General features: G+C 38.0%; 30 protein-coding genes. 12 read left to right on the top strand and 18 right to left on the bottom strand.

All coding sequences use genetic code 11. The features are described from left to right. Window positions 1–17: 17 nt before the first annotated feature. Window positions 18–389: a ribosome silencing factor gene (rsfS, locus tag RM541_RS06965; RefSeq protein ID WP_311499498.1), complete on the bottom strand. Its 372-nt coding sequence runs from the start codon at window positions 387–389 to the stop codon at window positions 18–20. A gap of 95 nt (window positions 390–484) precedes the next feature. Between rsfS and RM541_RS06960 the strand changes: the two genes are divergently transcribed. After that, the gene (locus tag RM541_RS06960; protein WP_311499496.1) at window positions 485–1216 is read left to right on the top strand and encodes a biotin--[acetyl-CoA-carboxylase] ligase; all 732 of its coding nucleotides are present in this window, start codon (window positions 485–487) and stop codon (window positions 1214–1216) included. A gap of 105 nt (window positions 1217–1321) precedes the next feature. Here the strand turns inward: RM541_RS06960 and RM541_RS06955 are convergent, their stop codons facing one another. Continuing rightward, window positions 1322–1714 carry an SRPBCC family protein gene (locus RM541_RS06955; protein ID WP_311499495.1) on the bottom strand — a complete coding sequence of 131 codons (393 nt, stop codon included), beginning with the start codon at window positions 1712–1714 and terminating at the stop codon, window positions 1322–1324. Window positions 1715–1716: 2 nt separating this feature from the next. Continuing rightward, window positions 1717–2358, bottom strand: a complete 642-nt coding sequence (gene pyrE / locus RM541_RS06950) for an orotate phosphoribosyltransferase (protein WP_311499494.1) — start codon at window positions 2356–2358, stop codon at window positions 1717–1719. 7 nt (window positions 2359–2365) lie between these two features. On the opposite strand from pyrE, the gene RM541_RS06945 reads away from it, so the two are divergent. Further along, on the top strand, window positions 2366–2989 hold the full coding sequence (locus RM541_RS06945) for an NUDIX hydrolase (protein ID WP_311499493.1): 624 nt from the start codon (window positions 2366–2368) through the stop codon (window positions 2987–2989). On the opposite strand, the gene RM541_RS06940 is transcribed toward RM541_RS06945, so the two are convergent. Then, window positions 2957–4711, bottom strand: a complete 1755-nt coding sequence (locus tag RM541_RS06940) for a M14 family metallopeptidase (RefSeq protein ID WP_311499492.1) — start codon at window positions 4709–4711, stop codon at window positions 2957–2959. The genes RM541_RS06945 and RM541_RS06940 overlap by 33 nt on opposite strands. Window positions 4712–4943: 232 nt before the next feature. Here RM541_RS06940 and RM541_RS06935 point away from each other — a divergent pair, with 232 nt between their 5' ends. Continuing rightward, window positions 4944–6227 (top strand): PQQ-dependent sugar dehydrogenase, encoded by a 1284-nt coding sequence (locus tag RM541_RS06935; protein ID WP_311499491.1) that lies wholly within the window; start codon window positions 4944–4946, stop codon window positions 6225–6227. A 14-nt stretch (window positions 6228–6241) separates the two neighbouring features. Then, the gene (locus tag RM541_RS06930; RefSeq protein ID WP_311499490.1) at window positions 6242–8533 is read left to right on the top strand and encodes a TonB-dependent receptor; all 2292 of its coding nucleotides are present in this window, start codon (window positions 6242–6244) and stop codon (window positions 8531–8533) included. A 175-nt stretch (window positions 8534–8708) separates the two neighbouring features. Here RM541_RS06930 and coaD read toward each other — a convergent pair whose 3' ends face one another. Together coaD and RM541_RS06920 are read right to left on the bottom strand one after the other, a co-directional pair. Next, entirely contained in the window at window positions 8709–9164 is a 456-nt protein-coding gene (gene coaD / locus RM541_RS06925) for a pantetheine-phosphate adenylyltransferase (RefSeq protein ID WP_311499489.1), read from the bottom strand. 34 nt (window positions 9165–9198) lie between these two features. Next, a complete protein-coding gene (locus RM541_RS06920; protein WP_311499578.1) occupies window positions 9199–10176 on the bottom strand; it encodes a D-alanine--D-alanine ligase in 978 nt (325 codons plus the stop codon). A gap of 99 nt (window positions 10177–10275) precedes the next feature. Between RM541_RS06920 and RM541_RS06915 the strand changes: the two genes are divergently transcribed. The 6 genes from RM541_RS06915 (at window position 10276) to RM541_RS06890 (ending at window position 14309) form a co-directional block, all read left to right on the top strand. Continuing rightward, window positions 10276–10896 carry a PASTA domain-containing protein gene (locus RM541_RS06915; RefSeq protein WP_311494283.1) on the top strand — a complete coding sequence of 207 codons (621 nt, stop codon included), beginning with the start codon at window positions 10276–10278 and terminating at the stop codon, window positions 10894–10896. Beyond that, window positions 10896–11945, top strand: a complete 1050-nt coding sequence (locus tag RM541_RS06910; RefSeq protein ID WP_311499488.1) for an RluA family pseudouridine synthase — start codon at window positions 10896–10898, stop codon at window positions 11943–11945. The genes RM541_RS06915 and RM541_RS06910 overlap by 1 nt, the downstream gene beginning before the upstream one ends. Before the next feature lie 53 nt (window positions 11946–11998). Next, window positions 11999–12244 (top strand): hypothetical protein, encoded by a 246-nt coding sequence (locus RM541_RS06905; protein ID WP_311499487.1) that lies wholly within the window; start codon window positions 11999–12001, stop codon window positions 12242–12244. Beyond that, the gene (locus RM541_RS06900) at window positions 12222–12503 is read left to right on the top strand and encodes a type II toxin-antitoxin system RelE/ParE family toxin (RefSeq protein ID WP_311499486.1); all 282 of its coding nucleotides are present in this window, start codon (window positions 12222–12224) and stop codon (window positions 12501–12503) included. Before RM541_RS06905 ends, RM541_RS06900 begins: the two co-directional genes overlap by 23 nt. A 93-nt stretch (window positions 12504–12596) precedes the next feature. After that, window positions 12597–13358 carry a peroxide stress protein YaaA gene (gene yaaA / locus RM541_RS06895; protein WP_311499485.1) on the top strand — a complete coding sequence of 254 codons (762 nt, stop codon included), beginning with the start codon at window positions 12597–12599 and terminating at the stop codon, window positions 13356–13358. Window positions 13359–13649: 291 nt separating this feature from the next. Beyond that, a complete protein-coding gene (locus tag RM541_RS06890) occupies window positions 13650–14309 on the top strand; it encodes a uracil-DNA glycosylase family protein (RefSeq protein WP_311499577.1) in 660 nt (219 codons plus the stop codon). 2 nt (window positions 14310–14311) lie between these two features. On the opposite strand, the gene RM541_RS06885 is transcribed toward RM541_RS06890, so the two are convergent. The 12 genes from RM541_RS06885 to RM541_RS06830 all read right to left on the bottom strand — a co-directional run bounded on the left by RM541_RS06885 (window position 14312) and on the right by RM541_RS06830 (window position 23430). Then, window positions 14312–14449 (bottom strand): 30S ribosomal protein THX, encoded by a 138-nt coding sequence (locus RM541_RS06885; RefSeq protein ID WP_311494278.1) that lies wholly within the window; start codon window positions 14447–14449, stop codon window positions 14312–14314. Next, window positions 14449–14601 carry a hypothetical protein gene (locus RM541_RS06880; RefSeq protein WP_311494277.1) on the bottom strand — a complete coding sequence of 51 codons (153 nt, stop codon included), beginning with the start codon at window positions 14599–14601 and terminating at the stop codon, window positions 14449–14451. Before RM541_RS06880 ends, RM541_RS06885 begins: the two co-directional genes overlap by 1 nt. A gap of 84 nt (window positions 14602–14685) precedes the next feature. After that, on the bottom strand, window positions 14686–15447 hold the full coding sequence (gene trpA, locus RM541_RS06875; protein ID WP_311499484.1) for a tryptophan synthase subunit alpha: 762 nt from the start codon (window positions 15445–15447) through the stop codon (window positions 14686–14688). 50 nt (window positions 15448–15497) lie between these two features. Further along, the gene (gene trpB / locus RM541_RS06870; protein ID WP_311499483.1) at window positions 15498–16679 is read right to left on the bottom strand and encodes a tryptophan synthase subunit beta; all 1182 of its coding nucleotides are present in this window, start codon (window positions 16677–16679) and stop codon (window positions 15498–15500) included. Window positions 16680–16732: 53 nt separating this feature from the next. Then, window positions 16733–17389 carry a phosphoribosylanthranilate isomerase gene (locus RM541_RS06865; protein WP_489752721.1) on the bottom strand — a complete coding sequence of 219 codons (657 nt, stop codon included), beginning with the start codon at window positions 17387–17389 and terminating at the stop codon, window positions 16733–16735. A 24-nt stretch (window positions 17390–17413) separates the two neighbouring features. After that, the gene (gene trpC / locus RM541_RS06860) at window positions 17414–18199 is read right to left on the bottom strand and encodes an indole-3-glycerol phosphate synthase TrpC (RefSeq protein WP_311499481.1); all 786 of its coding nucleotides are present in this window, start codon (window positions 18197–18199) and stop codon (window positions 17414–17416) included. A gap of 44 nt (window positions 18200–18243) precedes the next feature. Continuing rightward, window positions 18244–19236 carry an anthranilate phosphoribosyltransferase gene (trpD, locus tag RM541_RS06855; RefSeq protein ID WP_311499480.1) on the bottom strand — a complete coding sequence of 331 codons (993 nt, stop codon included), beginning with the start codon at window positions 19234–19236 and terminating at the stop codon, window positions 18244–18246. A gap of 57 nt (window positions 19237–19293) precedes the next feature. Continuing rightward, window positions 19294–19908, bottom strand: a complete 615-nt coding sequence (locus RM541_RS06850) for an anthranilate synthase component II (RefSeq protein ID WP_311499479.1) — start codon at window positions 19906–19908, stop codon at window positions 19294–19296. Between the two features lie 108 nt (window positions 19909–20016). Beyond that, the gene (locus RM541_RS06845) at window positions 20017–21411 is read right to left on the bottom strand and encodes an anthranilate synthase component I family protein (RefSeq protein ID WP_311499478.1); all 1395 of its coding nucleotides are present in this window, start codon (window positions 21409–21411) and stop codon (window positions 20017–20019) included. 330 nt (window positions 21412–21741) lie between these two features. Beyond that, the gene (locus tag RM541_RS06840) at window positions 21742–22242 is read right to left on the bottom strand and encodes a YceI family protein (protein ID WP_311499477.1); all 501 of its coding nucleotides are present in this window, start codon (window positions 22240–22242) and stop codon (window positions 21742–21744) included. 70 nt (window positions 22243–22312) lie between these two features. Then, complete coding sequence (locus RM541_RS06835; RefSeq protein ID WP_311499476.1) at window positions 22313–22945, bottom strand: NAD(P)H-dependent oxidoreductase; 633 nt, start codon at window positions 22943–22945, stop codon at window positions 22313–22315. Between the two features lie 35 nt (window positions 22946–22980). Next, the gene (locus tag RM541_RS06830) at window positions 22981–23430 is read right to left on the bottom strand and encodes a MarR family winged helix-turn-helix transcriptional regulator (RefSeq protein WP_311499475.1); all 450 of its coding nucleotides are present in this window, start codon (window positions 23428–23430) and stop codon (window positions 22981–22983) included. Between the two features lie 171 nt (window positions 23431–23601). Here RM541_RS06830 and RM541_RS06825 point away from each other — a divergent pair, with 171 nt between their 5' ends. Next, window positions 23602–23919 carry a rhodanese-like domain-containing protein gene (locus RM541_RS06825; RefSeq protein WP_311499474.1) on the top strand — a complete coding sequence of 106 codons (318 nt, stop codon included), beginning with the start codon at window positions 23602–23604 and terminating at the stop codon, window positions 23917–23919. Window positions 23920–24126: 207 nt separating this feature from the next. Further along, entirely contained in the window at window positions 24127–24837 is a 711-nt protein-coding gene (locus RM541_RS06820) for an outer membrane beta-barrel protein (RefSeq protein ID WP_311499473.1), read from the top strand. Window positions 24838–25134: the final 297 nt, after the last annotated feature.

Genomic DNA, 25134 nt, shown 5'->3' with positions numbered 1-25134 from the left:
TTACTTCTGGATTAGATTTAATAATTGGTCTCAATACTGGTGATCTTTGCGTCACCCCAAAGACTTTCAATGTCGTAAAACTCTCTTATATGTCGTTGAAAAACATGAACCACAACATTTACGTAGTCCATAAGTACCCATTCGGCATTTTCGCTACCTTCAATATGCCAGGGTTTGTCCTTAAGAGATTTACTAACAGATTTTTGTACGGAATTTACTATGGCATTTACCTGCGTGTTAGAAGTACCATTGCAGATGATAAAGTAATCACAAACAGTATTCTCAATTTCCCTTAGGTCCAGGATGTCTATATTATTTCCTTTTACTTCTTCAATTCCCTTTATAACTTGAGCAATAAGTTGATCGCTGTTCGTTTCTTTTTTTGCCATTAAATTTATTTCTTTACGCAAAGTTATTACTTTTTAGTCTTTTTAAAGCCTGTTATATTATAACATTTTAATGCCTTTGCGCCTTTAGTTTCTACATGCGTATAATCAAAGTTAATGCCATCAATTCTACAAATGAATTTGCTCGTGATTTGTACCACGGCAAATCTACTTTTGAGCCTGTATGTGTAGTGGCTCATTGTCAGACCAAAGGTAAAGGCCAGCGTGGTGCAGGATGGGTTTCAAACCCCGGTGAAAATCTTACGTTTAGTGTGTTGTATCCTCATGTTGATTTTGCGGTTGAAGATCAATTTTTTTTAAGTGCAGCGGTAGCTTTGGCGATTGCAGATGTTTTAAAGAAATATGAAATTCCAAAAGTAGCGGTCAAATGGCCTAACGACATAATGTCAGCAAACTTTAAGCTTTGCGGGATTTTAATTGAAAACATTCTAAAAAATGCCAATATATCGGCATCGGTATTGGGAATAGGATTGAATGTAAATCAAATGGAATTCCAAAACCTGCCCCAGGCAGGTTCTATGCAGCAAATGTCAGGTCAGAATTTTAACCTTGACAGGCTATTGGAAAATTTACTGGATGCTATCGAAAAAGGGCTTCAAACATTGGCAGCTCACCAAAAACAACTGCTTTTGGACGAATATATTTCCAAAATGTTTAGAAAAGACAAGGTTTCTGCCTTTGAATTTCCAGACGGTAGCCATTTAACCGGAATTATACGAGGGGTAACGCGTGAAGGAAGATTATTCGTGGAAACAGAAGATTCCGATTATAAAACTTTCGATCTTAAGGAAATAAAACTTCTCTTCTGAAGAAAATAATCCTATTTTAATGGCAATTATCTAACTCATAAGGGCTTGTGAACTCTGCAGGTCGATATTTGCCATTTTTTGCTGCTCTCTTATCTGAAGTGCAGCCTATACTTTCGCTATATTTTCAGCAAGGCTATTGATAAACTTTTGTAGCGGACTTTTAACCATCATACTCATCATTGCATTGAACTTGCCATGAAAGAAAAGCTGGTTTTCACTCTTATTTTTATTCAAATTATCGATATGGATATTAAGGGAGAAATTCAGTTTATCTGAAGTAGAGCCTAAAACCACTAACTTTGGCTCTTCGGTCTCCTGAATTTTCAATTTTATCTCTGGCATGCCTTTTAGGGCGAACAAAAAAGTCTCCTGATCTAATACTTTAAATTTTTCCTTGCTCTCTGGCATTAACTGTTCATAATTTTCGACATTGGTCAAAAATTCAAACATTTCCTGCTGATTTTTATTTGCGGTTACTTTTGGACTTTCTAAATTCATGATTATTTATTCCAATTAGCGGGATCATGACGCCATTCTTTTAGAATATCAGCTTCAGAACCATTAATATATTTTGTTTTTTGTGCCGTTTCAATCAGGTAATCATAATCGCTTAGAGTATGAAGCTCTACCTTTGCTTCTTTGAAATTTTCCGTGGCAACAATAAAATCATAAGTGAAGATAGCCAGCATTCCTTTTACATTCGCTTTTGCTTCTCTTATCGCTTTTACAGCATTCAGGCTGCTTTTTCCTGTGCTGATAAGATCTTCAATAACAACTACATTCTGACCTTCCTCAATATTACCTTCAATTTGATTTTTTCTTCCATGACCCTTGGCTTCAGGCCTTACATAGGCAAAAGGTAGGCTTAAATATTCTGCGACGAGCATACCAATTCCGATCGCTCCTGTAGCCACAGCTGCAATTACATCTGGTTTCCCATAGAGTTCCTCTACCTGTTTTGCGAAATGTTCGCGTATAAAGTTCCTGATTGGGGGGTAAGACAATATCACCCTGTTATCACAGTAAATCGGGGACTTCCATCCGCTGGCCCATGTAAATGGCTCTTGTGGGTTTAATTTTATTGCTTTAATTTGCAATAATAGTTCAGCGGTTTGTTTTGCTGTTTCTTTATTTAAAATCATAGTACAAATGTATAAAGTTTTTGTAAATGATGTCCCAATTATTCTTTCCACAAAAAAAGAAATTGGTGAAGCATATACTTCTTACCCTATTAAAACCGTAAGACTGAAGAAGTTGATAAAGAAGATCAATAAAGGAAAACTGCTTTACGTAAACCTTTATCATGAAGACGAAGAAAAACTTCTGAAGTTTTTACTGAAGAAATTACGGGTAGTGACCGCTGCTGGTGGCCTGGTGTTAAATGATAAGGATGAAATCTTGTTTATTTACCGTAACAAAAGGTGGGATCTTCCTAAAGGAAAGACTGAAAAAAAGGAGAGCATAGAAGATTCTGCTATTCGTGAGGTAAAAGAAGAAACCGGTGTTCAGGATTTGGAGATAACCAAATTTATTCAGAAAACGTATCATGTCTTTAAGCGCAAGGGTAATTACAGGCTTAAGGTAACGCATTGGTATGAAATGCGAACATCCTACGACGGAGAGTTAAAACCGGAACAAAAAGAGGGGATAGAAAAAGCGAAATGGAAAAATTTTGAAAAGAGTCAAAAAGCACTTAAAAAGTCATACGCTAATATAAAACTTCTTTTTTCTGAAAAATATTTATCTGGGAACTCTAAAGATCGGATAGCGTAAATGGGCTTTTTCGTAGTGATCTGATCTCCTGTGGATCCACTGCAATTGAGCGTAGGAATCATCTCTGAAATCTGAATCTGAATTCTTTTTTTCTTCAAATTCTTCTTTTAATTTGGGGTTTGTATCCAATAACTGCCTGGCTATATCTTCAAAAACGTAAGGTGAAAAATGTTCTTTTTGCTGAAGGGCAGTGTCAAAAAAGTTCCAGTTAAAGAACGAATCTACTGTAGTAGGCTCCAGCGTTTCCAGCAGGTATCTCGCCCCATCCTGAAAAGTGGTTACATAGAAGTCTCCTTTTCTAAAGCTAACCGAATCTGTGGTTTTACTCACCTGCGTATTCTGGTGAAGATAATGACCTTCAAAGGGTGATTCTACAGTTTCGAATTCTTCGATTCTGTACTTTTCTACATAAATTACGGTATCCTGCGCCAGAGGTTCCATTTTTATTTGATTGAGCTGTAAAAGATCGATTACCTCCCACCATCCTTGCGGAATAATATACGCCCTCGGAATCTCAATTCTATCTTGTGCTGTGAAATTGTCGAAATATTCTATCTCCTTTGAGTAGGGTTGATTGCGGTCGTACTTTAAGCGATCCTGCCCGGTAACTTCGCTATTAATTCTTTCTCCTGCATAACCCTTAAATTCTCTTGTGGTAGGATTTTCCATATCTGGTTTAAAATCTACAGGATACCACCTTTCTGTAAGGTATTTCTTTGTTTCACGTCCCCTAAGATCTTTTATAGTGGCGCTTTCAGCATCTGTAATGTTTACAATGGACCGCATAAGTTCATAAGTTCCCATTACTCTTTGGTCGTAAGGTTTTAGCATATGGGTTTCTACCATCATCCCAAGGGTGTTCCAAAGCGTAGTATAGCCGGTAGAATATCTTGGGTAATCCAAAAACTGACTAAACCCCTCTTCAGGAACTTTATCAAAAACGTTTACATAAGGCGTGATATCCCAGTCTTTCTGTTTGAGCGAATCTTCCAGAGCGGGCATCATTTTCTTATTAAGATACTCTCCCAGTTCCCCTCCCAACTTGTTGTGCTGAGTGAATAAATGGGTGAGGGTATATTGATAATCTGCACCGTTACTAACATGATTATCGATAAAAACGTCAGGTTTTACCTGATGGAAAATTTCATAGAAAGTCCTGGTATTTTTGGTATCTGCTTTAATAAAATCCCTGTTCAGGTCATAATTCCTCGCATTTCCTCTAAATCCATATTCCGCAGGACCATTTTGGTTTGTCCTCGTAGTGGAATTTCTGTTTAGTGCACCACCTATGTTATAAATAGGAATAGTGGCGATAATTGTATTTTCTGGTACATCAATAGAATCACCAGCCAAATCTCTAAAGAGCATCATCGTGGCATCAATACCGTCACTTTCTCCCGGGTGAATGCCGTTATTCAGCAAGATTATCGTATGCTCCTGCCTCAGTTTTTCCAGATCAAAATCTCCGGAAGGACTGAAAACCGCCAGATGCAGAGGTTTACCGCTATCTGTAGAACCAAATTCCGTAAAGCTTATAGTTGTGTAAGCTTTATCCAGTTGAGCGTAAAAATCAATAATTTCAGAATACGTTGCAGTCTCTTTACCTTCAGATTTTTCAAATCTTGTTTCAAAATCATAGTCTACCACCAGGCGATATTTGGATAAATCACAGGAAATAAAAAGGGGTAAAAAAAGTAAAGCTACTATTGCTTTTTTTTTCATTTGAGCGAATTTAAGAGAGTGACATTACACACAAAAAAGTTTCTTGTGATGTCTGCTTCAAAATTTTTAAAAGCTTCTTAATAATTGTTGGTAAACATAGTTAAAACTACCATAGCTTACAATATATGCAGAGGTGTATGCCGGATTTAACCCTTGTTAAAGGAAACCTAATCAGCTTCTAAAACTTTTCCCGGCACAAATTTCGGAGTATTTTTGAGAAAATTGCTTGAAAATGAAAAGAAAATCAAATTTATTAAGTGTACTTTTTGCTCTTGGAATGAGCATGACAACATTTGCACAGTTTAACGAAGTAAGTGAAGAAAAGAAGGACGAAATAGCGAACAGGCCGGCAAATGTGGTTCAAACAGCTGTAGGTTCTTTAGAGCTTCCTCCTCCCTATTCCTCTGAATCTGTCACTAATGAAAGTGAAGTTATTGGATGGTCCGGAAATAAGCCCAAAGCACCTGAGGGTTTTAAAGTGACTTTATATGCGGAAGATCTCCAGCATCCCCGCAGGAGTTATGTCGCACCAAATGAAGATGTCTTTGTGGTAGAATCTAATGACGCCAAAAAAAGTGCCAACCGTATTACCATGTTTAGAGACACAAATAAAGACGGAATGCCCGATGAGCGATATGTGTTTATGGAAGGACTTAATCAGCCTTATGGAATGCTGATTTTGGATGATTATTTCTACGTTGCAAATGTGGATGGTCTTAAAAGGTTTCCTTATAAAGAGGGACAAACTTCAATAGATGCAAGTGGGGAAACTGTTGTAGAGCTCCCTGCAGGAGGTTACAATCACCACTGGACAAGAAATATAATTACCAATAAGGAAGGTAGCAAAATTTATATATCTGTAGGTTCTTCCAGTAACGCAGGAGAACACGGGATGGAAAAGGAGGAACGTAGAGCTAACATTATTGAAATTAATCCTGATGGAACTGGTGAAAAAATTTATGGTGCAGGTCTAAGAAATCCTGTGGGAATGGATTGGAATCCTGTTACCGGGGAGTTATGGACATCTGTGAACGAGCGTGACAAAATTGGAAATAACCTGGTTCCAGATTATCTCACCAGTGTAAAAGAAGATGGCTGGTATGGCTGGCCTTTTTCATATTTTGGGGATATAAAAGACCCTCGATGGGCAGAAGATCCGCACCTGGAACTTGTTGAAAAAGCCATCGTGCCAGATGTTCCTTTGGGCGCCCACACATCTTCTCTGGGCCTTACATTTTATAAAGCAGATCAATTTCCTGATAAGTATAAAAACGGAGCTTTTGTAGGACAGCATGGATCGTGGAACAGGGCCGATCTCGCCGGATACAAAGTTTTATTCGTACCTTTCGAAAACGGGAAACCGCAAGAACCAGAAGATTTCCTTACCGGGTTTTTTGCAGACAAAGATTCAAGTAAAGTTTATGGTCGACCAGTAGGTGTCACCACTTTACCCGATGGTTCTTTGCTGGTAAATGACGATGATGGGAATGTAATCTGGAAAATTTCAGTCGAATAAAAAAAATTAAACTATTGGAAAGAAGAATATTAGCAGCTTTAATTTTTATCTGCTTCGGAAAAGTTTTTGGTCAGAACATAGAGGGTAGAATTATTAATTCGGAGAATTCTGAAGCAATTGTAGATGCGAGAATTAAAAATCTTACTTCGGATGCTGTAGTTTTTTCAGGTGAAAATGGAGAGTTTTCTCTGGAAGCTGAAGACCTTCCGATTAAACTGGAAATAACCTATTTAGGTTTTCAGAATAATTACAGAACCGTTACATCTTATAATGAAACGCTATTAATTACGCTGGATCCTGTTCGGGATAATCTTTCAGAAGTTGTTGTTAGAAGCACAATTATCCCTAATGAACTTCAGGAAGTGCCTGCTTCAGTAGGTTTACTCACAGAAAATGATCTCCGGCGTACAGATGCCACGGCATTAATGGATAATTTCAATTATGTGCCGGGGATGTACGTGAATCAGGGTGCGTTAAATACCAACAAGATCAATATTCGTGGTATTGGAGCGCGCTCTCAATACAGCACGAATCGAATTCAGGCATATTTTGATGGAATTCCAATGACTACCGCAGAAGGTGAACTCACGTTGGATGATATCGATCAGGAATCTCTGGAAAGGGTAGAAATTATCAAAGGACCTACTTCCAGTATTTATGGAGCTGGTCTGGGAGGTTCAATAAATCTGTACTCTGCTAATCCTGAAGCACAGGGAACCACCGGAAAGGTCAATTATCAACTTTCCAGCTTTAATACTTCTAAAAAAACAGTTCTGGCTTCACACAGTTCAGAAAATACAAGCTTTTTTGCCAATTATTCTCATTTAAAAAGCGATGGGTATCGTGAAAATGGGGAATATGACCGTAAATCTGCTCTTGTAAATGCGAAGCTCTTAACTTCTGAAAATAACAGCCTCTCATTTTTGGCAAATTTCACCCAATTAAAAGCTTTTATTCCAAGTTCTTTAAATGAAGAGGATTTTATTAATGATCCTGAAACAGCGGCATATACCTGGGGTGCTTCAGAAGGATACGAATCTTATGACCGCGGACTTTTAGGCTTGGCTTATACGCATCAGTTTTCTGAAAACTTTGATAATACGACAAGTATTTATATGAACTTCAGAAATGGTTATGAGCCAAGGCCATTTGATATTTTAAAAGAGGAACGACTTTCAGCCGGGGCACGTACAAAATTTAATCTGAACACTAATATTGGTGATCTGGCTTCTCAGCTTAGCTTTGGTGCAGAATATTACAATGAATGGTACGAGATTGGCACTTTCGAAAATCTTTTCGAAGATTTTACAGATCAGGGAAGCGTTAGGGGAGCACGGTTAAGTAACAATGAGCAGGTAAGAAACTACGCTAATTTTTTTGGACAGATAAGCCTGGAAATAACCGAAAACTGGAATGCCGAAGCAGGTTTTAATATTAATACTACAGGGTATACCTTAACCGATTTATATGCTGAAGATGAGGTTGATCAAACCGGGGATTACCGTTTTAATACTATTTTTTCTCCACGTATAGGAACAACTTATGAAGTTGCACCTGGAAAAAATATTTATGCGTCAATAAGCCACGGATTTTCTACTCCCACTGTAGCAGAAACCCTGACTCCTGAAGGGCAAATTAATACAGACCTGGAGCCCGAAACCGGAATAAATTACGAAATCGGGTTTAAAGGAAACTGGTTAAACAATAGGTTATACACAGAAGTTGCACTGTATTCCATCCAGATAGAGAATCTGCTTGTTGCGCAGCGTATTGGTCAGGATCAATATGTAGGTGTAAATGCCGGAAAAACCGATCATAACGGAATTGAATTTTTAGCACAATACAATTTTGACTTTGGAGCAGGAATAACCGGAAAACCTTATGTTAATGCAGCTTTTAACTTTTTTGAATTCGATGAATTTATAAATGAGGATGTGGATAATGCAGGAAATGAGCTGCCGGGAGTTCCAAAATCTACAGTCAATTTAGGTTTGGATCTTTCTACAGCCTGGGGCCTCACGTTTTACAGTAACTACAGAGCGGTGGGAGAAATTCCGCTGAATGACAGTAATTCAGAATATACAGATAGCTATGAGCTGGTAAATTTAAAGGCAGTCTATAGTTTAAATGTTTCAGATTATTTTGAAATTAATTTTAACGCCGGCATCAATAATGTTTTAGATGAACATTACGCAGCGAGCGTGGTTACCAATGCTGTAGGCTTTGGAGGTGCCGCTCCAAGATATTATTACCCAGGTAATCCAAGAAACTATTTTGGAGGAGTAGGAGTGAGGTATAATTTTTAATCAATAACGGGATAGTATTTCGATAATTGCCAGTTTTGATATTAGCCCTCACAGATTTTAAAAACCTGTGAGGGCTAAAAAACAGTAGATCGATAATGGACATTTTTAGGTATTGGCTTCAATGCTTTGGAAAACGTAACTGATGGAATTAAGGAGAATATTTAATTCTACTCATTCACTTTTTCCTTACCACATCCGGAACCATAAAACTGTAGTCCCCACCGTGCCTGATGATATCCCTTACTACAGTAGAAGAGATATGGCTTTTGCCCGGAGAGTTCACCAGGAAAATGGTATCTATTCCGGCCATTTGAAAATTAGTCTGACCAATGGTTTTTTCAAATTCTAAATCCTTAGAATTTCTTAATCCCCGAAGGATAAAAGCGGCCTCCTTTTTTTTGCAAAAATCGACAGTCAGTCCACTGTAAGTGGTGACCTTTATTTTAGTTTCTTCTTTAAATGCTTCTTTTAAAAAAGAAAGTCTTTCCTCGAGGGAGAACATGTACTTCTTTTCAGAATTGGTACCAATTGCCAGTATAATTTCATCAAAGAGGGGCAATGCGCGCTCAATGATATCTATGTGTCCTAAAGTAAGCGGATCAAAAGATCCCGGAAAAACTGCTTTTCTCATAAGCTTAAAGGTAAAAATTTCTGTTGAAAAAAAGTTATTCTTCCAAAGCGGCTTCAATAGCACTTCCGTAGAGATCTTGCAGGCTAATTCCTGCTTTTGCTGCCTGCTGTGGTAAAATACTAGCTTTACTAAGCCCAGGCGTTGTGTTCATCTCAATAAAATGTGGCTCGCCATCATGAAAAATAAATTCTGATCTGGTAAGACCTTTCATCTTTAGCTTTTTATATATAAGAATAGAAATATCCTGCACCTTCTTAGTTTGCTCTTCAGAAATTCTTGCGGGAGTGATTTCCTGTGATTTTCCGAGGTATTTAGCCTCGTAATCAAAAAACTCGTTCTCTGAAATTATTTCCGTTACCGGCAGGGCAATAACTTCTCCTTTATATGTGACCACGCCTACAGAAACTTCGGTTCCATCCAGAAAAGATTCAATAATTGCTTCATCATCCTCTTTAAAAGCTGTTTTTGCAGCCGGAATAAGCTCCTCTTTCGTTTTTACTTTGGTGATCCCGAAGCTGCTTCCGGCACGATTCGCTTTTACGAAGCACGGTAGGCCTACTTTTTCAACAATTTCGCCAGGATTGAGATTATCCTCCTTGTTCAGAAAGAAATTAGTCGCAGATTTAATTCCGTAGGGCTTTAAAACACTAATTAAATCCCGTTTATTAAAAGTAAGAGCGGCCTGATAATAACCACAGGAAGTTTGCGGAATCCCAAGAAGTTCAAGGTATGCCTGTAAAAGTCCATTTTCACCGGGGGTTCCATGAATCGTATTGAAAACGCAGTCAAAAGAAATTGTTTTATCCTGAATTCTTACGGTAAAGTTACTTTTATTAATAGGATAAGGTGTGTCATCATCTGCCACCATAAACCATTCACCTTTTAAGATATGAACACGGTAAGGTTCATATAATTCGCGGCTAAGATGTTGATATACCATGTTTCCACTGTTGATGGAAATGCGATATTCACTGGAATAGCCACCCATGGCGATGGCAATTTTTTTCTTCATGTTCAATATGTAGAGATTAAAATCGTTATCAAAAATATCACTAATAACGGGTGCATCCAAAACCGCAGGGTTTTATATCTTTGTTTTTTAAACCAATCTATGGGAATAATACGATTTATCTTCAGCAAAACTTTTTTGATACAATTAGTTTTGGCCGCAATAGCCATTGTGGTTATTGTTTTTCTGGCACTTCAGTGGTTGGAATATTCTACTAACCAGGATCAACGTATAAAAGTACCTGACCTGGCGCGAATGTCTTTAGATAATGTAGATGACAAACTTAATGAACTGGATCTTCGGTTTGAAATTTTGGATTCTGCCAATTTTAATCCAGACTTTCCCCGCTATTCAGTAATAGAACAGGTGCCGGAGCCCGGGAAATTTGTGAAAGAAGACCGGAAAATTTATTTAACGCTGAATCCTTCAGGATATCGAAAAGTAACTATTCCGAATGATTTAATCAGGAAAACAAGAAGACAGGTAGAGCCAACATTGCGCTCATTAGGATTTGAAATTGGTGAAGTTACCTATAAACCAGATATTGCTGAAGATGCAGTGCTGGAAATGCGTCATAGGGGAGAGCTGGTAGAGCCGGGAGATGAGCTTATGAAAACGTCAGTTATCGACCTTGTATTGGGTGATGGTTCTGGCAGGTACAGGCAGGAAGGCGAAGAAGAGGAAGAAAGCGAGACGGGTGTAGAAGAAGAAATTGAATTTTAATGAAAGAAGAAGAAGGTCACGATATTGAAGAGCAGGATGATGAGCTTTATGAGCATCATAAATTTGTAGCCGAAAAGGGACAAAATCCGTTGCGGGTGGACAAATATTTGATGAATTATATCGAAAAAGCTACCCGTAACAAGATTCAAAAGGCAGCAAAGACGGGGAATATCTACGTAAATGAAGTTGCTGTAAAATCAAATTATAAAGTAAAGGCTGGAGATGTAGTTCAGGTGATGTTTGAACATCCACCATATGAGTTTTTACTAACTCCGGAAAATATTCCGCTGGATGTTGTTTATGAAGACGATACGCTGCTGGTTGTAAACAAACCGGCGGGTATGGTGGTGCATCCCGGGCACGGAAACTACAGCGGGACCCTAATTAATGCCCTGGTATATCATTTCGAAAATTTGCCCAATAACAGCAGTGACCGTCCCGGTTTGGTACATAGAATAGATAAGGATACCAGCGGACTTTTAGTCGTAGCTAAGACAGAGCAGGCAATGACGCACTTATCCAAGCAATTTTTTAATAAAAGCAGCGAGCGCGAGTATGTTGCGATTGTTTGGGGAAATGTAGAAGAAGACGAAGGTACTGTAGAAGGAAACATTGGAAGACACCCAAAAAACCGACTTCAGAATACGGTATATGAAGGTGAGGATGCAGAGAAAGGAAAGCCGGCCGTTACTCACTACAAAGTGCTGGAGCGTTATGGTTATGTGACGCTTATTTCCTGTAAGCTGGAAACAGGCAGAACACATCAGATTCGGGTGCATATGAAGCACATTGGCCATACCCTTTTTAATGATGAAAGATACGGTGGAGACAAAGTTTTAAAGGGAACGACATTTACAAAATACAAACAATTTGTAGAGAACTGTTTCAAGGTATTGCCGAGACAGGCTTTACATGCCAAAACCCTTGGCTTTGTTCATCCGGAAACTAAAAAGTGGATGAGCTTTAATAACGGGATTCCGCAGGATATGCAGGATTGCATCGCAAAGTGGGAGAGCTACGCAAAGAATCAGAAGGAAATTCTGGATTAGGATCTAAAACTCTGCCTTTTAATTATTTATCTTTAGTTGCAGATTGCAGTACCATGGAAAATATTTTATTGAAAATTAAAAGCAAAGAGGCTTATGATCATCTACTAAGCCTGCTTAAGAAAATTGATCAAAATGAAATTGAAATAATTTCAGACAATGTTTTTGAGCAGCAGAAAGCAGAGTTGCATCAGGAATTGGAAGCTGTTGAAAATGGAACTTCAACACTATCTGGTTTAGACGAAGTAGATATTGAACTGGATAGGATTATTTCTCGATATGAAGATAAAACTATCAGGTAAATTTAGGTTTAACCTTGAAAAGCAGATACGGTACATTGCAAAAGATAAACCTTTAGCCGCCCGGAAGTTTAAAAATGACCTTTTTTTAGAAATAAGAAAAATTTCTTCTAATCCCTATTCTTTCAGAAAGTCTATTTATTTTGATAACGAGGAAGTTCGTGATCTGACTTTTAAAGGCTATTGTATTACTTTTAGAATAAATAGTGCGTTGCAATTGATTGAAGTCTTCGGTTTCACGAAGTATACTTTGTTTAAATGAAATAAACCTTCTCTATTATTCAATAAAGAAGTAATAGAACATGCTTTTTCGTTTTATCTCATTCGGCTTATCTTTGGATAAAATCTTCAGAATATGAAAATTGTAATTTCCCCGGCAAAAAGCCTGGATTATGATTCAAAATTACCAACTACACGCGGCACGCAGCCGCAATTCCTGGAAAACTCTGCCAAATTAAATCGTAAGCTTTCGAGAATGACAAAAGCTGAGATTTCAGATTTAATGAGAATTAGTGATAAACTGGCTGATCTAAATTATACCCGCTATCAGGAATTTGAAGAAGATCACAATAAGAAAAATGCCCGTCCGGCAATGTATGCCTTTGCTGGAGATGTTTACACCGGACTCGATGCATATACAATTCCGACAGAGAAAATCGACCGGCTGCAGGATACCCTAAGGATTTTATCGGGAATGTACGGAATTCTAAGACCACTCGACCTTATGCAACCATACAGGTTAGAGATGGGTACTTCTATCGGTATTGAAAGAAAAAAGAACTTATACGAAGTCTGGCAGGAGAAAGTAACTAAGGCGCTTAATGTGGATTTAGAAGATGATGAAATATTTCTGAATCTTGCCAGTAATGAATACTTTAAGGCTGTTGATACTAAAGCTTTAAAAGTTCCGGTTATTTCTCCGGTTTTTAAAGATTTCAAAAACGGAAAGCTTAAAATCATTAGTTTCTACGCAAAAAAGGCCAGAGGTTCTATGGTGCGTTATATAATTGATAAAGACGCACAGTCTCTGGACGATATAAAAGGTTACGATTATGACAATTATCGCTTTAGCGAAGAACATACTGAGAAAGAAAACGAGCCGGTCTTTATCCGGTAGACTATAAACAATTGTAGATTCTTGAAAAGATTGATATCGAACAGAAACAGGAAAAAAGACCGCTTCGCTGCAAGAACAAAGATTCTTTTGAACGATTAAGTCGATAATTGCCATTTTGAGCCTACCACCTTTTCTTAACATCAGACAACAAAAGCAGAAACAAGAAAAAATACTGTTGCGCTGCAAGAGCAAAAATTCTAAAAATAATTTATTAGTCGATAATTGTCTTTTTAGTGCCGGCATCTTATTAATAAACAATAAACAATAAACAATAAACAATAAAGAAAAGACATTTTCCACCACACGCATCCATATCGCCCTTTCATTCCTGAAAATGCCACGAAGTTGATCGTTGGGACATTGCCACCACCGCGATTTACTAAACGGCAATTAAAGGAAGGTGACGTAGATTTTTGCTACGGAAGTCGGGACGGACTGCTTTGGCGGGTGCTGGATAAAATCTTTGACATTGGCCTTCGTTTTGAAACTACTGAAGAAGCTGTGGAGCATCGGAAGCAATGGTTAAAAAGCCGCGGTATTGGGATTTGTGATATGGTGGAAAGCAGCCGGAGGGAAAAAATTGATGCTTCAGATCTTGGAATGGAACAGATAGAGCTCAGGAATATGATCCAGATTCTTGGGGATCATCCAAAAATTGATACGCTGTTGTTTACCGGCGGAAACAGCAAAAACGGACCGGAATATTTTTTCCGCAGGCATTTAAGAGAAATAGGAAGCGACATACGGCTGAAAGTAATTTCCAATGATGTTCCTAAAATTCATCAGTTTGTGCTTGACGGCAGGCTGATCAAAACAGTTTCTTTAACCGCACCTTCTGGATCTGCCAATCGAGCAATTGGTAGTATGGAATTATATAAACATCTAAAAAAGAAAAACCCTGAATTCAATACAATTGATTTCAGGGTTCTCCAATACAAGGAGCATTTCTAAAACTACTGCTCCAAATTCTTCTTTTGTGTGTCGGCCATGGTGGTTGGTTTTACCTTAAACTTTTTACGTTTAGGTCTTAACTTTCCATGTGTACCGATAGCAATTTTTCCGCGTTTGGTCTTTTTATCACCTCTACCCATTACTTCTTATTTTGCTGGTCTTTGATGGTTTTGTCATCAATATCAAAGTCATTGGTTTCGGTATCGCGGTTTCCAATTTCACCACTTAGAGGATCATTATCGCTCCGTCTCTGTTCTTTCCTCTTATTTCTACTTTCATCTATACGTCCCATAATTTTCCTTTTTATAATTCTTAATTAAGATACGTAAAGACTGACTAAAACTGTATTAAAACCATGTTAGACTTTGGTTAAAGCTTAGCGAATACTTTTAACAAATTCCGCAGTTTTTCCAATCCCGTGCTGGTTGAGATGCTTTATAAAAGCGCTGCCAATAATTGCTCCTTTCGCATAATGTGTGGCCTGCTCAAAAGTTTCATGATCTCCAATTCCGAAGCCTACAATCTGCGGATTCTTAAGATTCATACTATCAATTCTCTTAAAATAATCTTTAGTTTCCTCGCTAAATCCTTTGGTAGAACCCGTAACACTCGCTGTACTCACCATATATATGAAGCCGTCGGAAACAGAATCTATAAACCTGATCCTTTCCTCGGAAGTCTGCGGAGTGATAAGAAAAATATTCTGAAGTCCGTGAGCTTCAAATATTGCTCTATACTCTTCATTATAAACATCTACCGGAAGATCGGGGATAATCAGTCCGTCGATACCTGATTCTTCACATTTTTGACAGAATCTTTCCACGCCAAACTGAAGTATGGGATTAAAATATCCCATGATAATCAGCGGAATTTCAACAGAATTTCTGATTTCTTCTAATTGCTGAAAAAGTCGGTTAGTAGTCATTCCAGCTTTTAGAGCTTTGGTAGAACTTTCCTGAATTGTTGGGCCATCGGCTAAAGGGTCGCTAAAAGGAAGTCCGATTTCTATAAAGTCGATTCCGCTTTTTTCTAAATCCTGAATAATTTGTACCGTGTCCTCAGGTTCAGGATAGCCGGCGGTAAAATATATGGAAAGCAGTTTTTTGTCTTCCTGCAGTTTTTGAGTAATTCTATTCATAATAATGGTTGGCCAGACCCGCTGGTTTTTAAAACCTGTGAGGTCAAATGTTATAAATTAAAATATTCGATATAAGTATTAAGATCTTTATCACCGCGTCCCGAAAGGTTTACCACTACAATGTCGTCCTTTTTAAACTTCCGGTCTTCAAAAATTGCGAGCGCATGGGAGGTTTCGATAGCAGGAATAATTCCTTCGAGTTTGGCAAGATGTAAACCGGCTTTCATGGCATCCTCATCGGTAACCGAAATAAATTCCCCGCGGCCACTTCTGAATAAATTTGCGTGCATAGGTCCCACTCCCGGATAATCCAGCCCGGCAGAAATTGAATACGGTTCTGTAATCTGTCCATCTTCAGTTTGCATCAGCAAAGTTTTACTTCCGTGGATGATTCCTTCTTTTCCCAGTGCTGAGGTCGCGGCACTTTCACCACTCTGGATTCCTTTTCCGGCAGCTTCAACAGCGATAATGCCAACTTCAGGATTATCAATATAATGAAAATAAGCCCCGGCAGCATTACTTCCACCACCAACACAAGCCACGACATAATCGGGATTTTCGCGGCCTTCTTTCTCTTTGAGCTGAATTTTTATTTCTTCAGAAATAACTGCCTGAAACCTCGCGACCATATCTGGATAAGGATGCGGTCCAACAACAGATCCTATTATGTAATGAGTATCAACCGGATTGTTGATCCAATCCCTAATCGCTTCATTAGTGGCGTCCTTAAGGGTGCGGCTTCCTGATTTTGCAGGAACTACTTTCGCACCCAGCATCTTCATACGGGCAACATTGGGAGCCTGTCGCTCAATGTCTATTTCTCCCATATAAACAATACATTCAATTCCCATTAAAGCGCAAACGGTAGCCGTTGCAACTCCATGCTGGCCGGCGCCGGTTTCTGCAATTATCCTGTTTTTGCCAAGGCGTTTTGCCATAAGAATCTGGCCCACAGTATTATTTACTTTATGAGCTCCGGTATGACAAAGATCTTCCCTTTTCAGGTAAATTTTCGCATTGTATTTTTTGCTGAAACGTTCCGCATAGTAGAGTGGAGTAGGGCGCCCCACATAATCCCGGAGTAGATCCTTAAATTCTTTCTGAAAGGATTCCTCTTTCATAATGTCAAGATACTGCGAGCGCAGTTCTTCAACGTTTGGATAAAGCATTTCCGGAATAAAAGCGCCTCCAAATTCGCCGTAATATCCTTTTTCGTTTGCCTGGTAAGTCATTTTATTTTCTATTTCTCCTGCAAAGTCTAAAAGACTTTTTGGGTTATATTTTGTTATTTAATCGAGAAGCGATCTTTAAAAAGTTGCATTTTTTCGACATTTTTTAGTCCCGGTTCATCTTCAAACCTGCTGTTTACATCAACTGCATAAAGCAGATTTTCCTTTCCATTTTTCTGAAACCACGTCATCAGCTCGTTAATCTCTTCTATTTCTTCAAGGCCAATTCCGCCGCTAAGGAAGAATGGAGTAGAGGAGGGGTAATTTTTAAGAACTTCCCAATCAAAGGTTACCCCATTTCCGCCTTTATTTTTTCCTTTGGTATCGAAAAGGAAGAAATTCACAACCTCTTCATATTCCTTTAATTTGCTGAAGTCAAATTCTTCTTTTACTGAAAAGACCTTGATTATTTCAACATTATCGTCTTTTAGGTTGTCCCGAAGTTTCCTGCAAAATTCCGCGGTTTCCTGCCCGTGAAGCTGAATGGCTTTTAATTTATACTCCTGTACTTTCTTCAGAATAAAATCCAGCGCTGCATCTACAAAAACGCCAGTTTTCTTAATTGTTGAAGAAATTTCCGGCACTTCTGAAGCGACAAATCGGGGTGACTTTTCATAAAATATAAGTCCCATATAATCCGGCTGAAGCATCGCAATTTCCCGAACGTTTTCCGGTTGCTTCATTCCACATATTTTAAGCCTGATATTTGCCAATTTTTGAGGTTCGCTTTTCAGATATTACTTGGTCAGATCTTTTATAAATTCTGTTGCACTTTTTCCGGGATTATCGGTTTTCATAAAGTTTTCACCGATTAAAAAGCCCTGGTAGCCATAATTCTTCAAATCTTTAATAGCTTCTACAGAACTTATTCCGCTTTCAGAAACTTTAACGAAATCCTCAGGAATTTTTTCTGAAAGCTCTTTACTTATGTCGGTACTTACTTCAAAAGTCTTTAAATTTCTATTATTTACTCCCAGCATATCTATACTTGGCATAATAGATTTCTGAAGTTCTTCTTCATTGTGAACTTCGAGTAGGACATCCAGCTTTAAATTCTTTGCAAACTCCGATAATTGCTTTATTTGAGCCTTCTCCAAAACGGCAGCAATTAGTAGAATCACATCGGCACCATAAGCTTTTGCTTCCAGTAACTGATATTCATCAATAATGAATTCTTTTCTCAGAATTGGCATTTTGACACTTGCTCTTGCAAAAAGCAAATCTTCCAGCGAGCCACCAAAGTATTTTCCATCGGTAAGAACAGACATTCCTGAAACTCCGGCATTCTCATATCCCGTAGCTACATCCTGAACGTTCAAATCCTGATTTATAACAGATTTTGAAGGAGATCTTCGCTTGTGTTCTGCAATAATTCCGCTTTTACTCGTTCGCAACGCTTCGGCGAGAGAGATTGTTTCCCGCTCAAAAAGCGCAGTGTTCTCTAACTGTGAAACAGGTACTATAGTTTTCTTTAATGCAACTTCTTTGCGTTTGTCGCCTATTATTTTATCTAAAATATTCATTTTTTATATGCTGTTAATTCCAGGTCGTGCCTCTAAAGTGACAATTATCGACTTATTTCCTGTAACTTCTTTAAAGCCTGGAGTCCGTATCCGGAATTCAGGGATTCTTTAGCTTTTGCAAATCCTTCCTGTGGTGAAACGTTTTGGGTAGTTGCAATGGCCATTCCCGCGTTTGCACAAACCACGTTGCTTTGAGCCTCGGTTCCTTTTCCCTTCAGGATATCCATAAAAATTTCTGCAGAACTTTCAACGGAACCTCCGCCGGCAATTTCTGATGGATCTAAAGTCGGAATACCAAAATCTTCAGGTCCCACCATAGCTTCAGAATGATTGGAGATAATTTTTGTTTTTCCAGTAAGCGAAATTTCGTCGTAACCATCAAGAGCATGCAGAATAGTAAAATTTTTATCAGTGTTTTGATAAAGATATCCATACATTCTTGCCAGTTCCAGGTCAAAAACGCCCACAAGCTGATTCTGTGGAAAAGCAGGATTTACCATTGGTCCCAGCATGTTGAAGAAGGTTTTTACCGCCAAAGATTTTCTGATTGGAGCTACGTTTTTCATCGCAGGATGAAAAAGGGGAGCATGTAAAATACATATTCCGGCTTTATCTATACACCGCTCGAGAAAGTCAGGATCATTACTGAATTTTATTCCCAGGTGCTCCATCACGTTGGAACTTCCGCTTACTGAGGACACCCCGTAATTTCCATGTTTGGCTACGTTCACGCCTGCTCCTGCCGTAACAAAAGATGCCGTTGTGGAAATATTAAAAGTGTTTTTCCCGTCTCCACCGGTTCCACAAAGATCTACAGGATTGTAGTCGTTTAAATCTATAGCAATGCAAAGTTCCAGTAGCGCATCACGGAAACCTTCCAATTCCTCTATCGTGATGCTCCGCATCATATAAACAGTGAGAAAAGCCGCGATCTGATTGCTGTTATATTCCCCATCTGAAATGTTGAAAATAACATGCTTCGCCTCTTCCTTGGAAATCGTTTCGTGGTTGATAAGTCTATTGAGTAGTTCTTTCATAATTCTCCTCTGTCTCCCAAAAATGAGAAAAATGTCGAGGCAATTTTAAGGTTAAACTTATGCATTTGTGTCTGCTACTTTCTTCCCTTTGGTAAGGTTGAAGGAGGGACTTTCTACCCAGTTTTTAATAATTCTTTTCCCTTCAGGAGTCAGGACAGATTCCGGATGAAACTGAACTCCTCTAATATCAAATTCTCTGTGGCGAAGGGACATGATCTGTCCGTTTTCGTCGTAAGAAGTTGCTTCAAGAACATCGGGTAATTCTTTTAGTACTACCCAAGAGTGATAGCGTCCCACCATAAACCCATCGGGCAAGTCTTTAAATAAAGGTTCATCTTTTACACAAAGGTTGATATTAGTGGCAACTCCGTGGTAAACCGAATCCAGATTTCCCAATTTTCCACCGAATACTTCGCCTATTGCCTGTTGGCCGAGACAAACGCCGAAAATACTTTTGGTAGCTCCGTACTTTTCGATAATTGGCTTTAGAAGGCCTGCTTCTGAAGGAATTCCGGGGCCGGGTGAGAGCAGGATTTTGTCAAACTCTTCCACGTCTTCCAGTTCTAATTGATCGTTTCTTCTTACAGTTACTTCACAATCCAGATCTTCTAAATAATGAACTAAATTGAAAACGAAAGAATCGTAATTGTCTATGACTAATATCTTTTTCATTCTTTTGATGCTTTTGCGTTAGGGATTGAGGCTTTGTGAAGCTCTTTTTAAAGTTTTTCCTTTAAAAAAGCGACTGCCGAAAGCCCGACCCGCAGGGTAACGCCTAAATTAAATATCTTCTGCAATTTCCAATGCTTTGGTTAATGCTCCTAATTTATTATAAACTTCCTGTAATTCGTTCTCTTCTACAGACTCTGAAACCACCCCGGCTCCTGCCTGGTAATGTAACTGATGATTTTTGCTCACAAAGGAGCGAATGATAATGGCGTGGTTAAAATTGCCGTCGAAATCCATAAATCCAATTGCGCCGCCATAGGCATCACGATTTACATTTTCGTACTTCTCGATAAGCTTCATCGCGCTGTGTTTGGGAGCGCCACTAAGGGTGCCGGCGGGAAAAGTATCTGCCACAACCTGCATTGTTGGGGTGTTTTTATGTTTGGTACCAGTGACTTTGCTCACCAGGTGGATGACGTGAGAAAAAAACTGAATTTGGCGATAATTTTCCACCTTAACATTGCTACCATGCCTACTAAGATCATTCCTTGCAAGGTCCACGAGCATCACATGCTCTGCATTTTCTTTTTCGTCTGCAGCAAGTTTTTTGGCGAGTTCGGCGTCCTGTTCATCATTTCCGGTGCGTTTAAATGTTCCGGCAATCGGGTGAATTTCTGCCTGGCCATCTTTTACCACAAGCTGCGCTTCGGGAGAACTTCCGAAGATTTTAAAATCACCATAATCAAAATAAAACAAATATGGAGAAGGATTCACACTGCGCAGTGCTCTGTAAACATTGAACTCGTCTCCCTTAAAAGCTTGGGAAAAGCGGCGGGAAAGCACAATCTGAAAAACATCTCCACGATAACAGTGCTTTTTGCCCAACTTCACATTTTCTATAAACTCTTCGTCGGTTAAATTAGAGACAGGCTCCTGCTGACGCGTAAAATTATAGGTAGCAAAATTACGAACTTTAATAAGCTGCTTTATTTCTTCAATTTTACTTTCCGTATTATAGGTATGGTCAAAAATATAAGCTTCGTTATTGAAGTGGTTAATGGCAATTATATTCTGGTACACGGCATAATACATATCCGGCAATCCAAGATCTCCTTTCTTTTTAGTGATTTCCAGGTCTTCAAAATATCTTACTCCGTCATAGGCGATGTAACCAAAAAGTCCATTATTAATAAATTTAAATCCTGAATTTTCAGCTTTAAACTGCTGCGAAAACTGCTGAATTTTTTGCGGGACATTTATGTCCTGATCGATATTTGTCGTTTTTTGGGTGCCATCTGGAAAACTTTCAAAAATTTTCTCATTTTGAATCTTAATAGAAGCTATTGGATTACAGCAGATATACGAAAAGCTGTTGTCGCTGGCATGGTAATCGCTACTTTCCAGGAGCAGGCTGTTTGGATATTTATCCCGCACCTTTAAATATACACTCACAGGTGTGATTGTATCGGCAAGTAGTTTTGTATGGGTCGTAGTTAGCTGGTACATCTATAAATATTTACATTTCCGGAAATCCGGTAAATTTTATCTTAGTTATTTTTTTCCTGCACTAAATCAAAAATTAATATTGACAAAGGAAGAAAAGAAACAAAAAAGGCTTGTCGTGAGACAAGCCTTTTGTATATGTTTTATACTATAGCAATGTTACTTCACGACGTTTGACGTAAGTTGCTCCACCACCAAGTATGTACTGTAAAAGTTTTCATTGCCTCAAATATAGAGATGAAATTTTAATTGACAAAGATTTTTCTCTTTTTACTTTTTCAGAAAAAAGAAACCGCGCAATTTGGGTTTGCGCGGTTAAAAGATATTCTATTATTAGAACTTAAGGTTCACATCCAATTCAAAATTGTCGTGGATAGTGTTATCTCCTAGATTGGAAAAGAAACTTCCCGAGCCATAACGCACATTGAATTTGGATCTGTCAATAACGACTTTTGCTGATGCTGAATCTCCAGATATGTTTTGATCAAATGTTACCGGATTGGTCTTCTCCTTTATAGTCAGGTCCCCTAAAACTCCGTAGGTACCTTCTTCTTTTTTAACTACGTTTTTGATCACTAATTTTGCAGTAGGATAATTATCCACGGCAAAGAAATCTTCATTTTTAAGGTGGTCTTCAAGTTGTTGTTTGTTTTTACCAGAGAGGTCGGTGACTTTAATGGTAGGCATATCCATCAGGAATTCTCCTCCAACCGGCTCGTTATCTTCAAAATTAATATATCCTTCTTTCAAGTTAATAGTACCTGAATGTGACCCAGCTAATTTTTTTCCTTTCCAGTTAATATTACTTTGTTCTACGTTTACTTCTTTTTTCATAGTTTGTTTATAATGATTAATATGAATTAATTCGAAATATTTTTTCCTAACTCTTTTTCAGATTAATTTTTTAAATCAGTTCGAATAGTTGATCCTTACTTTTCCTGACTTTCCTGGCATCCTGAGCTGGATCTTCTTCGCTACGGTAACCTAAAGTCGCTATAACTGCAGTGGTCAATCCTTTTTCCTGAAGCCCGAGAATTTCATCAAATTTAGCAGCATCAAATCCTTCCATAGGACAGGTGTCAATTCGGAAACTGGCTGCTGCTGAAAGGAGGTTGCCCATAGCGAGATAAGCCTGCTTTTGAGCCCATACGTGTTGATCTTCAGACGGAAGCGTGACAATACTATTTATAAGTTTATCTCTTAAGCCAGTGAGTTTATCTACAGCAATGTCCCGTAATGTACTGATATTTTCGATATAGGAATCCACATAATCCTCGTCTATAGTACGATAATTGGCAAAAACAACCAGATGTGAGGAATTGGTGATTTGAGGTTGCCCCCAGGCTGCCGGCTTCAGTTTTTCTTTTATTTCCTGATCTTCAATTATTAATATTTTATAAGGTTGCATCCCGTAGGAAGAAGCTGAAAGCTGAATGCTCTTAAGGATTTTATCCAGATCTGTGGAATTGATTTTCTTTTTACTGTCAAACTTTTTTGTGGCGTAGCGCCATTTTAAATCTTCTATGTAAGTACTCATAACTGTTGTATATACAATTGTAAAACTAAATTTTTTTATCTGATTTTCTCCAGAAGGATATTAAGTTGTTCTATATCCTCGAAACTTAAATTTTTTACAAATTTGTTCTCGACTTCTTCGACAATAGGATCTAACTCTTTTAATAATTCTAAGCCGTTTCCTGTAATCACTATTTCAACTTTTCTTCTATTTTCTTCACAAACACAGCGGTCAACCAGGTTCTTTTCGAGGAGCTTATCTACCAAACGTGTAGTGTTACTCATTTTATTTACCATTCTTTCCTGTATGGTATTCAGATTTGCGGGCTTTCCATTTTGTCCTCTTAAAATTCGTAATACGTTAAACTGTTGATTGGAGATTCCAAAAGGTTTTAAAGCATCAGCCATTAAGGTAATAGCCTTGGTGGTAGCCAACATCATATTTATTACCAGTTTTTTATTTTCCGGTAAAGGTTTATTAGTTTTTAAAATTTTTTCAGTATCCATTGTCTAAACAACATTTGTATGTACAAATATATGCTGAGTACTTGATATTAGCATCTAAAAAAAGGTTAAATTTTAAAGAAGTTTCTTAAGCCTAAAAATCGTCACCGAAACGTTCGGTATCTTTACAGCTTTTAGTATTTTTAAACCTGAAATTTTAAAGACATAGAAATAATGAAAGAGCTTTCACAGGAAGAATGGAGAGAACAATTACAAAAGGACAAAGATGCAGTTATTCTTGATGTAAGAACAGAGGAAGAAATAGAAGAGGGTTTTATTCCAGGCGCCAAGAAAATTGATATATATAAAGGACAGGGATTTATAGATGAAGTAGAAAAACTCGACAAATCTAAAAACTACTATATCTATTGCCGTTCCGGAAAGCGTAGTGCACAGGCATGTTCTATACTGGATCAGAAAAGTTTTCAAAACACATATAATCTGGAAGGTGGTTTTATGGAATGGGAAGGGGATGTTGAGGGAGATGCGTAAAGATGATAATTTCCCAAACCCACTATGAAAATCTCTTTTTCCTTTAATTTATTCCTTTTAGGGAGAGATTTTGACGGCAGATTAGAAAGTACGCATCAACATATACTATTGTTTTTCTTTTGTCGTTAAAAAGAAACTTAGACCGTCTATTATTTTGAATAATTGATATATTTACAGCCCAAGTCAGGATCTTATAAACCTATATTTATGAACAAGTTTTTTTTACCACTTCTCTTTTGTCTTTTCTTTTTTTCTTTTTCTCAGGCTCAGGAATTCAGCTTTGGAATTAAAGGAGGGCTTAACTATGCTATGGGTGGAGAAATACAGGGAAAGTCTTCTACTGTTAATGGAAACGCCGAGTATAGTACTGGCACTTTTACTCCTGATTCTAATATTGGTTTTCATGGCGGTGCTTTTATTGAAATGAGGTTTGGTAAATTTCTGGTTAGGCCCGAGGCTATTTATAGCTCAATAGAAACAGAATTCTCTCTTGTAAATAGTACGTCTATTTATTCGGTTGAGCAACTTACCATACCTTTATTAGTGGGATACAACATCTACGGACCTATAGATGTCTATGCAGGACCCGCATACAACAACATCATAGACGCTACCCTTGAAAAAACCAAAGATGCTATAGTAGTGCAAAATTCTCCTTTGGCCGCTCAGTTGGGTATAAAAGCGGGTATAGGACGTTTTGAACTTGATTTAAGGTACTCCCGAAGTCTTTCTTCGGCGGAGGCTCAACCAATTGATATTGATAATGATAATACGGTTACAAATGGTGTGAATCAAATGGATGGTGTAAATCTTGCAACTTTTGACGGTACATTACATCATGTGCTTTTAAGTCTTAGCTTCAAATTATTTGATAGTTCAGCCAGCCCCCGTAGAAGAAGTGGAGGCTGTTATTTTTAATTCTAGTTATTCCCTGAAGGTTCCCGTTTAATTTTTAAAATATTCTGGTAAGGTAAAGTATGTTGTCATCATTTATCTTATTAAACTATAGTGGAACAATATTTTATTCTATATATTAAGTCTTTATCATGTTCCTCATTATCTGAGTCAGTTTCTTCTCTAAAAATTTGAAAATATGAGGACATTAATCAGAACCTATGATCTTTAATGAACATAGGTATCATCTTCCTAACTCAATAACTCTCTTTTACTCCTACGCTTGTGCCTATAAATTAATATGGACATCCATAAATAAGA

It is taken from the genome of Autumnicola psychrophila (assembly GCF_031846645.1).
Lineage (GTDB): Bacteria > Bacteroidota > Bacteroidia > Flavobacteriales > Flavobacteriaceae > Autumnicola > Autumnicola psychrophila.
Note: the sequence above shows the minus strand (reverse complement) of the source record. Positions and strands in the feature narration are given on the sequence as shown.